Annotated in this window: 13 protein-coding genes and 1 pseudogene; 11 read left to right on the forward strand and 3 right to left on the reverse strand. The window is 44.8% G+C overall.

Translation table 11 applies throughout. The annotated features are described in order from the left end of the window. The first annotated feature begins 85 nt into the window (after positions 1 to 85). Positions 86 to 1,006 (forward strand): NAD(P)-dependent alcohol dehydrogenase, encoded by a 921-nt coding sequence (locus WFI24_RS11635; protein WP_336760874.1) that lies wholly within the window; start codon positions 86 to 88, stop codon positions 1,004 to 1,006. Between the two features lie 109 nt (positions 1,007 to 1,115). On the opposite strand, the gene WFI24_RS11640 is transcribed toward WFI24_RS11635, so the two are convergent. From WFI24_RS11640 to WFI24_RS11650, 3 genes are all read right to left on the reverse strand, one after another. After that, positions 1,116 to 1,412 carry a putative quinol monooxygenase gene (locus WFI24_RS11640; protein ID WP_336760875.1) on the reverse strand — a complete coding sequence of 99 codons (297 nt, stop codon included), beginning with the start codon at positions 1,410 to 1,412 and terminating at the stop codon, positions 1,116 to 1,118. Between the two features lie 97 nt (positions 1,413 to 1,509). Continuing rightward, positions 1,510 to 2,160, reverse strand: coding sequence for a nitroreductase family protein (locus tag WFI24_RS11645; RefSeq protein WP_076209073.1), 651 nt, complete (start codon positions 2,158 to 2,160; stop codon positions 1,510 to 1,512). A 27-nt stretch (positions 2,161 to 2,187) separates the two neighbouring features. Next, positions 2,188 to 2,607, reverse strand: coding sequence for a MarR family winged helix-turn-helix transcriptional regulator (locus tag WFI24_RS11650; protein WP_336760876.1), 420 nt, complete (start codon positions 2,605 to 2,607; stop codon positions 2,188 to 2,190). Positions 2,608 to 3,001: 394 nt separating this feature from the next. Here WFI24_RS11650 and WFI24_RS11655 point away from each other — a divergent pair, with 394 nt between their 5' ends. The 10 genes and pseudogenes from WFI24_RS11655 to WFI24_RS11700 all read left to right on the forward strand — a co-directional run bounded on the left by WFI24_RS11655 (position 3,002) and on the right by WFI24_RS11700 (position 11,655). Then, positions 3,002 to 4,603, forward strand: coding sequence for an AraC family transcriptional regulator (locus WFI24_RS11655; protein ID WP_336760877.1), 1,602 nt, complete (start codon positions 3,002 to 3,004; stop codon positions 4,601 to 4,603). A 108-nt stretch (positions 4,604 to 4,711) separates the two neighbouring features. Continuing rightward, positions 4,712 to 5,692: an ABC transporter substrate-binding protein gene (locus WFI24_RS11660; protein WP_336760878.1), complete on the forward strand. Its 981-nt coding sequence runs from the start codon at positions 4,712 to 4,714 to the stop codon at positions 5,690 to 5,692. Continuing rightward, positions 5,693 to 6,016, forward strand: coding sequence for a hypothetical protein (locus tag WFI24_RS11665; RefSeq protein WP_336760879.1), 324 nt, complete (start codon positions 5,693 to 5,695; stop codon positions 6,014 to 6,016). 14 nt (positions 6,017 to 6,030) lie between these two features. After that, a complete protein-coding gene (locus WFI24_RS11670) occupies positions 6,031 to 6,516 on the forward strand; it encodes a hypothetical protein (protein WP_336760880.1) in 486 nt (161 codons plus the stop codon). 236 nt (positions 6,517 to 6,752) lie between these two features. Continuing rightward, positions 6,753 to 7,274 (forward strand): TetR/AcrR family transcriptional regulator, encoded by a 522-nt coding sequence (locus tag WFI24_RS11675; protein WP_336760881.1) that lies wholly within the window; start codon positions 6,753 to 6,755, stop codon positions 7,272 to 7,274. A 119-nt stretch (positions 7,275 to 7,393) separates the two neighbouring features. Continuing rightward, the gene (locus WFI24_RS11680) at positions 7,394 to 8,347 is read left to right on the forward strand and encodes an SDR family NAD(P)-dependent oxidoreductase (protein WP_336760883.1); all 954 of its coding nucleotides are present in this window, start codon (positions 7,394 to 7,396) and stop codon (positions 8,345 to 8,347) included. A 279-nt stretch (positions 8,348 to 8,626) separates the two neighbouring features. Then, complete coding sequence (locus tag WFI24_RS11685) at positions 8,627 to 8,854, forward strand: hypothetical protein (RefSeq protein ID WP_336760885.1); 228 nt, start codon at positions 8,627 to 8,629, stop codon at positions 8,852 to 8,854. A 181-nt stretch (positions 8,855 to 9,035) separates the two neighbouring features. After that, positions 9,036 to 9,275, forward strand: a complete 240-nt coding sequence (locus WFI24_RS11690) for a DUF896 domain-containing protein (protein ID WP_036670038.1) — start codon at positions 9,036 to 9,038, stop codon at positions 9,273 to 9,275. 329 nt (positions 9,276 to 9,604) lie between these two features. Beyond that, positions 9,605 to 11,031: pseudogene (locus WFI24_RS11695) on the forward strand (NAD(P)-binding domain-containing protein). 138 nt (positions 11,032 to 11,169) lie between these two features. After that, the gene (locus tag WFI24_RS11700) at positions 11,170 to 11,655 is read left to right on the forward strand and encodes a hypothetical protein (RefSeq protein ID WP_336760889.1); all 486 of its coding nucleotides are present in this window, start codon (positions 11,170 to 11,172) and stop codon (positions 11,653 to 11,655) included. Positions 11,656 to 11,964 lie beyond the last annotated feature (309 nt).

Raw genomic sequence — 11,964 nt, forward strand, 5'->3', positions numbered from 1 at the left:
ATCCTTGAAACGATACTTTAGTATCTAGGGGCTGAACCCACTTCCCGATATACTCATGGCAAACAGGAACTGTGGGGGGAAAGATATGAGAGCTATCATATGTACGAAGTATGGATCACCAGATGTGTTGCAGCTTAAAGACATAGCGAAGCCATCACCCAAGGATCATGAGATTCAGATTAAAATACATGCAACAACCGTAACATCGGGGGACTGTAGAGTTCGCAGTTTTAATAGCCCATTCCTGTACTGGATACCCATGCGTCTATTTCTGGGAATCCGAAAACCCCGAAATTCGATTCTGGGTGTAGAGTTGGCAGGCGAAGTTACGGCGATCGGCAAGGAAGTGAAGCGATTTAAATTAGGTGATCAGGTATATGCGCTAAATGGAATGCGTTTCGGTGCCCATGCTCAGTATATATGTCTATCCGAGGAGGATCCCGTCGCTTTGAAACCGGTTAATGCAACGTATGAGGAAGCAGCAGCTGTACCGTTTGGTGGAACCACGGCCTTACATTTCCTGCGCAAAGGAAAAATACAAAAGGGGCTTCAAGTGCTCATCTATGGAGCTTCGGGAGCCGTAGGAACTGCTGCTGTGCAGCTTGCCAAATATTTTGGAGCAGAAGTAACGGGGGTATGCAGCACAACGAATGTGGAGTTTGTGAAGTCACTTGGGGCCGAGCATGTTATAGATTATATGAAGGAAGACTTTACAAAAACAAGTCAGCGGTATGATCTGATATTGGATGCAGTCGGCAAAGTCTCCAAAGGTCAATGTCAGCACCTATTGGCACCTAACGGCACGTATGTCACTGTTGATGGGCAAGGCATCGCAAAGGTCACTGCAGAGGATCTGATACTTCTTAAAGAGTTGATGGAGGCTGGTGAGATCCAAGCAGTGATTGACAGACGTTATCCGTTGGAGCAAATTCCGGAAGCTTATCGTTATGTGGAAACGGGGCGAAAAAGGGGAAATGTCGTGATTACGATCAAACATGAGAACTAATTGGCAGTGTGTCGAACTTACTTTTCAAAGGGAACTAAAAAACCGCCCTCGGTCATATGACCAAGAGCGGCTTCTTCACATGCCAATTACGCATGCCAGTTCAGGAGTATTAAGCTTTAACTTGTTCTCCAGCAAATACTTCAACGTTCATTGGAGCGGCCATGAATGCTGCTGCTTGTTGAACAAAAGCTTGGAAATGCGCGCTGGTGTTGTGAGAAGCTGTAGCAGCTTCATCTTTCCACAGCTCGATCATTGTGTATTGGTGTTCGCGTTCTGTGCTTTTTGCCAAATCGTAGCTGATGTTACCTTCTTCTTGACGTGTTGCAGCAATCAGTTCTTTCGCAGCTGCGAGGAATGCTTGCTCTTGGTCCGGTTTAACTTGCAGATGAGCGTGAATGATAATCATAATGTATAACCTCCATATTGTGTTTGTTTGGAATGTGTTAAGAATGTATGCATATTGACCAATATAATCGAGACTTACAGGGAAACCGTCCCTGATATTATGCCCAAGTTGTGATGGTTTCTACAGGCAGACGGTAGGAAGGGTGACCTTCTTTGGCCGATTTACCGATCGAGATCAACATAACGGGTTGATAACGCTCTTTGTCCATGCCAAATGCTTCTGCAATTTGATCTTTCTCATAACCACCAATTGGGTTGGTGTCATAACCATGCGCACGTGCAGCAAGCATCAATTGCATGGAAGCAAGGCCAGCATCGATCAGGTTAACGTCGCGAAGGTCGGAAGCAGCCATTTTTTCGTAATAAGGCATTACAGTTTTGAGCTGCATATCCTTAATGTCTTGTGGCATGTAACCAAGTTCTACAGCTTTACCAAAAATCTCATCCATGTATTCAACGTTGTTCATATCAATAAATACCCCAATAACAGCGGCAGAAGTCAACACTTGATTTTGATTAAATCTCGCAAGTGGAGCAAGCTTTTCTTTACCTTCAGCCGTATCAACAACCAGAAAACGCCAAGGCTGCAAATTGATCGAAGATGGTGCACGGGAAGCTTCGGACAGAATTTCTGTCATCTCTTCACGGCTGATTTTCACTTCAGGATCGTAAAGCTTAACAGAACGGCGACCGTAGGTAATTTCGTTAAAATCATTGGTTTTTTGGAATTTGCTTTGAATTGTACTCATGCATGGATCTCTCCTCTATATATGGGTTTAGAAATTGTTGTGCATACGTTCCAGGAGATCGGCGAGTGACTGAACTTCGTTTTCACTGAAATCCTGTAAAATCTGGTTGATAAAATTGGTCTTCTCTGCTTTGTAGCCTTCAATCTGCTTCCGACCGTGGTCCGTCAAACGAACAAAAGTGACCCGATTATCTTCGGGGTTCTTGCGTCTTGTAACCATCAGGTCCGCCTCAAGCTGTTTCAAGTGGCGTGTAATCGCAGCACTATCTATGTTGATCATTTTCTGAAGCATAGACTGGTTAATCTCATCGACCTGATCGAGCTCATGCAGAATCTCAAACCGTGAAGAACTGATGCCAGTACAGCGTTCGAACTTTGGACTAATTTTGTTACCCAGCACGTTCAGCAGGTTGATGATCTGTTCTTCTTTGGAAACAATACGTGTCATGACTAGACCTCCCGGGTGAATCTGAATCATGAACAACGGCGTATGTTAACCAATAATTAAAGTTGCAGTATACAATGCCATTGCCTAATGATTATTTGGATGCTCTCGATCATTGATGTATCAATATTTGATGCCTCAATCATTGATGGCTCAATTAATATATCATGCCTTTTATGATTTTGCAACAGGTTAGAAAATGTTGCTGATGCTGGCGCTATTATCCCGCTACATATACATTGCAGTCCGTATAGGATGTCCAGATGGATAAGTTAATATTGATTATTTATGTTATTGAGAATTATTATCAATCTATCTATAATTAACTGAAAGGCAAAAAAATATGGTTTAATCAGGTGATTATAGGATTCGATCCAAACAGGGAGGTGACGTCATCATGGAGGAAAATGATTGGATCAAACAACTGGAGCAACTACATTTCTCTGCTGTACACGTCTGCCATTACTCTAGCAATCCGGGGGCTGTTCAGCGTCGGATATGGAAAAGGTTCGCCATTTGCAGGGTCATCACTGGCAAGGGATCTTTGTCTATGGATAACGTTGTACATACGGTGTCTCAAGACGAGTGGTTTTTGTTGAAGCCAGGAATGCATGTGGAGTTTCAGACAGATATGGAAGCACCTGTCCGATATCAGATCATTTTATTTTCCTGTGTTACACTTACCCGGCGTCGGAATGCTTGGCATACCGAGGCATTTGATCTCCCTGTGACGGGCAAGCTTAATATTCCTTCCAATACACGTGATATTCAGGAGATGATGGATACCCTGGTGAGTGGAAAGCACTCCATCACGAGTCTGGAAAAGACGCGCAGGAAACATCTTTTGCATCAGTTGTTGATTCAATTAATGATGCACCTGAAAGAAGCAACTCCTGCTGTAACAGGGATGGATCTGGCACTTGAATATATGACGGATCAGTATATGGAAGACATTCGAATCGATCAGATGGCCCGCATGGCAGGGCTTAGTGTGAATCATTTTATAAGAACATTCAAACGGCAATTAAATATGACCCCGATTGAATATATACTGAAACTACGTATGGCGAAGGCCAAGCAGCTGTTATTTTCTTCAGATAAAATCAAGGAAATTGCAGAGCAAGTGGGTTATAAGGACGAGCACTATTTCAGCAGAGTCTTCAAGAAAAACGAAGGAATCGCCCCAACGTTGTATATGAAAAATAAAGTGAATCGCATTGCCACCTTGTATTACGGGTTGGACGATTATGTGATAACGCTCGGTTTGAGGCCAGTATCCGCTTTATCCTATGGTCAGAGGGTGGCTCGTCATGTTGCCATACCTGCGCTTCAGGCACACAGTCATCAGGGACTTATCCTGGATAGCTTCAATCAGAACTATGATGATTTGAGGCGAGTTCAACCGGACCTGATCATTACAAGTGATCGTTTGGAGCCAAATGACTCCCTGCATCGTATCGCGCCTACCACCATGCTGGAGCACACCAACCATTTTGGCGAGAGGCTTCTGTATATGGCGGACATTATGGGCCGCACCGAACAGGCTGTACAGTGGATTGAACAGCATGCTGAACTGAGCCGGGTTCTTCGAGGACGCACTCAATCGAGGTGGGGGAAACAGAGTGCCATGTTCATCCGGGTGACTTCTCATTTCTACCGAATGTATGGGTTGAATAACCAGACAGGGGCTCTGTTGTATGATGATCTGGGATTTTATTTGCCTCGTGATTTTCCGGAACAACAGTGGGCTGTGGAGAGTAAAGTTCACGATTTGCAGTTATACGACGCGGATCATGTGTTTGTAATGGTCGATCCCACAGAAGAGGCACGTGCTCAACTGAGGCAATTACAGCAATCCAGGGCATGGTTGGCATTAAAGGCTGTTCAAGAAGGCCATGTATATAATGCAGGAGATATTTTCTTCAAAACGCTGGGTCCAACCGGACGCATGTGGGCCATGCGATATGTGGTAGAGCAACTTGGGGTTACCTTACGGTGATATTGTGCAAGAGAAGAGAGTGGAATAATCCATGGTAAGCCTGTACGCTTTTCCCTACTATAGTGATAATGATTATTATTATTAAATAGTAGAGGGGATTTACTACAAATGGTAAGACAGAGAGCAGCAACGATGATACTGTTGGCCCTGCTTATGCTCGTTCTGACGGCATGTGGCAAGGACACAGAAGTAACGGAAGCAACGACTGCGCAACAGGATACACCTGTGGAAGAGAGTGGTACGCAAACGATTGAGCATCTTAAAGGAACAGCGGTTGTACCGCAAAAGATAGAGCGTATGGTGGTATTATCTGCTGCTTACATCGATCACATGTTGACGATTGGTGAGAAACCAGCAGGCGTTAATGTAGAAGTTCGTTACGGAGGAGATTATTTGCCTTACCTTGCAGATCAGCTTGCCGGTGTTCCAACGGTAGGGTCGGCAGACAGTCCTAACCTGGAGGCTATCCTTCAGATTGATCCGGATGTCATCGTTATTGAGAGTCGAACTGCGGAGAGTACGTATGATCAGTTGGAGAAAATCGCTCCGACGATTGTACTTGGTACTGAATGGCTGGATTATGCTAATGATACAACGTATTGGACACAGGATCTGTTGACCATTGCCGGGATGTACAACAAAGTGGATCTGGCAAAAGAAAAGATAGCCGAGGTAGAGCAGCAGGCGCAGCAACTAAAAGCGAAGATCGAACAAGTGGATCAAAAAAAGCTGGCTTATCTGCGTGTAAGAGAGAAGACCTTGCAAATTTACGCGGCAAAAGGACATCCAACCAACACACTTTTGTATCATGATCTTGGATTTGTGCCAACGGCTGTGACACCTGCCGAACAACGCGAGGACCTGTCCATGGAGAAAATTGCAGATGTGGATGCTGATTTCGTAGTTCTGGAGATTGACCCGAATGCCGATGAGTATTTAAACAACATCAATGCAAGCTCACTCTGGAAGGGAGTACCTGCTGTTGGGGCAGATCAGGTCTATACGACAGACTCATTCTGGTTGTTTAAGGGCTGGGGAACGATTGGGCGAAGCGAGATTATCAACGAAGTTGAAGACATGATTCAATAGATGAGACGTTATCCAAGACATGACTATTTAGAGATGTCGGAAGCATTACAGCAATTTTTTGTGACGACGATTCGCGCGAATTGCGATGATTCCAAGTATCCTTTCCGTGTGAAGGATCTGCTGAATGAAGAGAAACGAAACTCGATATTGCGTGAACAGGCTATGCAGCAAGGGCTTCAACTGGGCGGCAGAGGAAGTGCGGCCGTCGGTACACTTTTTGCCAAACGTTACTCCGTATTCGTTATGTCCGTAATCTCAGCATTCAGTCTATACGATACGATACGATACTTAGCATTGCAGACGATGATGTGCGGTTTGAATTGAATGGAGCAGGTGGCATGCGATATGCGACTCGGCTGGAGAGAACATCTCTGGAGGCTGAAGATCCTGTTCAGCGCAGGTCAGAGAGTGGCTTGCTCAAGCAAAGAGTGCTGCTACATCTGGAACTTGTCCTGCGAGCAGTAGCCGTCGGTACAGGAGCGAGCGATAAGGTCATGTGGTCTCTAGTTGCGCATAATGTGCAACAACTGTATGCACGTATGATCCATGATCAGAGCATATGGAAGACAGATGAACGGCTTGCAAAGATTCAAGCAGATCAAAGCCTCTGGCTGGATCGGCAAAACGATAATGCATGTACATGTACATTTGCCAATGAGCTACAGCAATTCGAACATTCCGGGTGGCAGGGAGCGCCGTTCCTGATACGCCGATATTGTTGTTTGGCATATCAGGTTGGGAGTGGCAGTCACGAACATGCATATTGTAACAGTTGTCCAAAGCTGGATTCGGAATCCCGATTGCACAAACTTCTCCAGCAGTGAACAGACACTCTTGTACCGCATGGTACGAATCTGTTTCAGACAATCCATGTTCTCTTTGGTTTCCAGTGGATAGAATCTGTGATCGACAAGCTACACAACCTGCAGCGGCTTGAGCCAGCGTCTGCGGGTTTGTTGGCTTTGTAACAGGGTCATAATACCTTTACATTGAGGGATAGTATTCGTTATACTACATGCTATTGATCAATTAATCACTAACTATTGGAGGACGAATTATCATGGCTAAAGATACAGCAGCGTCGGTTAACCGGCGAAATGATATTATCTCTGCAGCAATTGACGTCTTCGCAGAAATTGGCTATTATCGTGCGACTACAGCCCAGGTGGCTGAACGGGCACAGATCTCACAGCCGTATATATTTCGTTTTTTCAAAACAAAAGAAGCTTTATTATTAACTGCACTTGAGGTCTCATGGACACGGGTGATTGATTCGTTTCGAATTGTGGTGGAGACGGCGACGCCAGATCAGTTAGAGAATGATCTCATTGAAGCCTATGATAGGATTCTGGAATCTCACAAGAGCGAAATACTGCTTCAGATGCAGGCGCAAACGATCCAGGAAGAAGTTATTCGTCAGGCCATGCAAAAAGGCATTAGTGATGTAAGAGCCATGGTACTGGAAGCTTTCACAGTTGCAGGAATTGCCGAACCGCTGAAAAGAACAATGATTTTCCTGGCGATCGGGATGTTATGTAATATATCTACTGCACTGGATATGCCGGAGCTGAAGGATCGATAGAGAGGGAGGGAAATTCCCTTTTTGAATTTTAGTTATTGATCAATCACTAAATATGGTTTATATTGTTTTCAGGTAAGTAATTGATCAATAACTAAATGGATGGAAGAGGTCGATATACGATGAAAAAAGCTATTGTGATTGGAGCCACAGGAGGAACAGGTGCAGCGATTACGGAGGAATTGATTAGACGAGGGATTTCTACGATTGCATTTGGTCGCTCCCGTCAAAAACTGGAGCAACTTGCAGTAAAATTGGGATCTCCGGATCACCTGCTAATCGCAGTTGGAGATGCATTTCGGTCGGATGATATTATTGCTGCTTCCCAGGGTACCGATGTCATATTTCATTGTGCGAATGTGCCTTATAACGAGATGGAGAGCAGGCTGATTCCGCTCGGCGAATCCGTGATGACTGCGGCAGAACACTTGGGTCTGAACGTGGTTGTAATAGACGGAATCTACCCCTATGGCAGAAGACAAATGAAGGAGGTAACCGAAGAACATCCGAAACAGCCACATACCCGCAAAGGCAAGACACGACTTGCCTATGAACAGATGTTATTCAGCACAAGATGGAGCAGAGCTCAGGTGATGATTGTTCGCTTGCCAGACTATTATGGCCCAACGGCCAATCAGGCTTCCTACCTGGGTTCAACCCTTGAAGCGATAGCGAAAGGAAAGATGGCTTTTTTTATCGGAAATATGAAGGTACCGAGAGAGTATATTTATTTGCCGGATGCTGCGGTCATGGTGGTGGAGCTGGCAAGCAGAGATACGACGTATGGACAGAACTGGAACATTCCTGGATCGGGGATCATCTCGGGTCATGACATCGTGCGTATGGCACAGAAGGCTGCGGGGAGAAGCAAACCTGTGATGGCGGTAGGAAAAGTGGGATTGTCGTTGATCGGACTAGGTGTACCCGTTATGAAAGAAATTGTAGAAATGTTATATCTGACCGAGGAACCGCTGGTTTTGAGCAGACTGAAGTATGAGGAACGAATTGGCCCGGTTGTGGCAACCTCTTTTGAAGAAGGAATTGCTTTGACGATTAAAGAGCTGCAAGGGGAGTAGTAGGGATATACTTTTTAGATCTTGTGCACCACGTCAATTCTCCGCATTTTATAATAGTACAATCTATGCCCGGGACTAGCTTTGTGCGCACTTTATTATTAAGCCTATGAATGTCACTTGGTTAGTGATTAATCAATTACTTTAAGAGCGATTGGACTAATTGGTACTACGGGGACGACCAGAGTCACTGGTGTCACTGGAGAGACGGGTCTAACAGGGATCACAGGACTAACAGGAACCACTGGGCCAACCGGGCCCAACTTTGCAACACAAGGGTTCTTGGCGATTGCTCTATCCCTGGGTGCTGGGGTTAACCCAGCCTTTCTTGTACAGAGAACATCACCTACGGTAACGACGCTTGTCAGTGGTTTGTTGCCCGTCCTAAATGTCGCGATTACGCTACTTACACTGCGGGCAGTACTGGGAAGCGGTTCAGTCACTTTGGCAGTGGAAGTCGCACTGAATGCGGGAGATATGATTGGACTGTTCTATGCTGCAAACGGCTGACGATTACGTTGAATCTGGGCAGTGGTGCTACGAATGGCATTGTGTGGTCTGTGCATGAGATTACCTAAAAATACTTCTTAATGGACTGTGCCTATGGACAAATTCGTAAAGTTGTAATAAGTTAGTTTGAAGATATTCGAAATATCTTTTAGAAATTGGACTAACAAGTGAGGTGGATTTCATGATTCCTATTTTGGGACGCATTAACGAATTAAGTCGAAAACAACGCAGCAGCGTCGGTTTGACGAAAGCAGAACAGAGCGAGCAGCATGAGCTTAGAAAACAATATTTGCAGGCTATTCGAGGTCAGGTACTGACAACCATGCTGGCAGTATCCGTGGTGGACCCGCTGGGTCATGATGTGACCCCTGAGAAATTAACCAATGAAAAATTGCAGCGCCGTGAACAGGCCGGCCAATAGCATTCCATTAATAAGACAGACCAAGGATACATCTTGGTCTGTCTTTTTTATTTTCTGTAAAGCATCCATCTAGAAGAAAGCTCATCAAAGAAGAGGGTACCGCCCAGTTAGGATTTCGTGTGAATTAACAAGCATGTTAGATATTTTTAGTTTTGATGACAATAAAGCTACCTCGAACTTCAAATCATCCCCGATAACTCATATAATAACGCTAATATATGTCATGATTACAAGTAGAAAACAGAATATTCTTCATATAACTAACAAAAAACTAACATTAAATAATTTAAAAAAAAGTTCATATGTGTCCTTGAAAGGGTTGATGAATCATGAGCCTGCGAGATTTGAATGAACGTGTGAAGAAAGATCTAGCTTATTTGTCATTTGGTGGTTCGAACTGGGTACGCCCAAGAGAACATGCGGATGGTCATGTCTATGATGTCGTCATTGTGGGTGGAGGCCAGAGTGGATTAGGGGCGGCATTTGGACTTCTTCGTGAACGAATCTCTAATATTCTCGTTATTGACGAGAATACCTCAGGCCTTGAAGGGCCTTGGGAGACTTATGCGCGTATGGTTACTTTGCGTACACCCAAGCATCTGACTTCCATCGATCTGGGTATTCCTTCGTTAACCTTTCGCTCATGGTGGGAAGCACAGGTGGGGCCCGAAGGTTGGGAAGAGGTAGACAAGATCCCGCGTGGAGACTGGATGAATTATTTGCGGTGGTATCGGGAAGTATTGAATCTGCCTGTTCTTAATGAGATAGAATTGACGCTTGTTGAGCCTATGGAGAACGGAATACATCGACTTCATGTGAACAAAGTAGGAACTCAGAAGGTGTCCTACTTGCTCGCAAAGTCGTCCTTGCTACGGGAATACAAGGTGGCGGCGAGTGGCATGTACCTTCCATGATTGCTGACAGATTACCTCGGGAGTTGTATGCCCATACGTCTGAAGCGATTGATTTTGATCGGTTAAAAGGTAAAAGAATTGCTGTGCTTGGTGGTGGTGCTTCTGCTTTTGACAATGCGAGCTATGCCCTTGCCACAGGTGTGGCGGAAGCTCATGTATTTGTACGGCGGGAACAGCTGCCTAGTGTTAATCCCATTCGTCAGATGGAACAATCCGGTATGATCGAGCGCTACCACGCTCTTCCGGTTGCTGATAAATATGAAGTGATCTCTCATTTCTTCAAATTCAATCAACCACCAACCAATGATACGTTTAATCGTGCGGCAGCCTGGCCTGGTTTCGAGCTGCATTTGAATTCTCCATGGCTGAGTGTAGAAGCATCCGATCAGGGAGCGATTGTGCATACCGCACAGGGAACATTTACGTTTGATTTTCTGATTATTAGCACGGGTCTGCTTAGTGATCCGGCTCTCCGTCCTGAACTGAAGCTTGTGGAGCCATTCATCGCGCGTTGGGAGGACTGTTATCAGGCTCCGCCAGAGCATCGCAATGCATTACTAGATGCACATCCATACCTGAGTTCCGGGTTTGCGATGACGAGCAGGAGCGAACAGGGTGAGAAAACGTTGCACGGTCTGTTTGTATTCAACTACTCTGCACTTGCCAGTTGTGGTCTGTCGGCATCGGCAATATCGGGAACCAAGAGTGCGGTGCCCAAACTGGTCTCTGCCATAGCGGATCAGTTGTTCCTCGATGATCGGGAGGTTATTCTGCAACAATTCTATGCGTATGAAGAAGAGGAATTTACGGCTACATGGGTGAAAAGTGGTGCCCTCGGCTAAATGAATATACTCCATAAGTTAGTGAGCGTGTGGCATCTGATGCTGCACGTTTTTTTATTTTTCACAGGATGAAGGTTACACTTGCCTCTAATTTGTTGTAAAATGTCGGTTGGAACATGTTAAAGGCAGGGATAATAGATGAATGTAATGAACTATGAGCAATTTAGAGCTCATTTGAAGAAAGCGTCGCGTAAACGAAATGTACCTTTGATTAAAATCGTTGCATTTCAAGAGAGATACATGAAGATTGAAGAAGTTCAATTTTACGATGTGGAACAAAATCATATGAGTGTTCAGGCCTGCAATACGTTGTGGATGCATCTGGAGAATAAATCGTTCCGTAATATGGTGTCACAACATTTGCAGTTTTATAGAGACATGGAGAATCTCGGTCGGCATTCCTTTGAGAATCTGATCAAAGAACTATATGATACGTCTGTTCCAGTGCTGCTCGATTACAATCCTGCTGATTATTACACCTCGGGGCAATTGGCTGAGATTCTGGTCATGGATGAGGAGCGGTTGATAGAACAATTGGAGATGGGCCGCTTCAAGGGGGCTTTTATTAATGAAGAAGGCAAATGGCTTAAACCCAAACCAGATGCAATGGTTGTAGAGTCATAAACGCACATGAAAATCCTATGAATAGTTAAATCCTGCAACGCCGCGCTTGAAGCGCCGGATGCTGCAGGATTTTTAATGGATATGAAGCGTACGGAATGACATCTTTATGGACAGGGAAACTTCGTTTAATGAATACTCAAGTCTCCGACGAATCGTAAATCCATCTTTACAAGGATTAGGAGTTCCAGCAATCGGAACGAGGCTGCGGGCCCGAATAATATTGAATAGTGCGGAAGAGTATGAGTTACGTGAGTCGAAAGTTGCGGGTTTTTGAATGTTTTTAAATTATTTTGAATGAAAGTGGTTGTT

The sequence above is a fragment of the Paenibacillus sp. USHLN196 genome (assembly GCF_037144955.1).
Lineage (GTDB): Bacteria > Bacillota > Bacilli > Paenibacillales > Paenibacillaceae > Paenibacillus > Paenibacillus xylanexedens_C.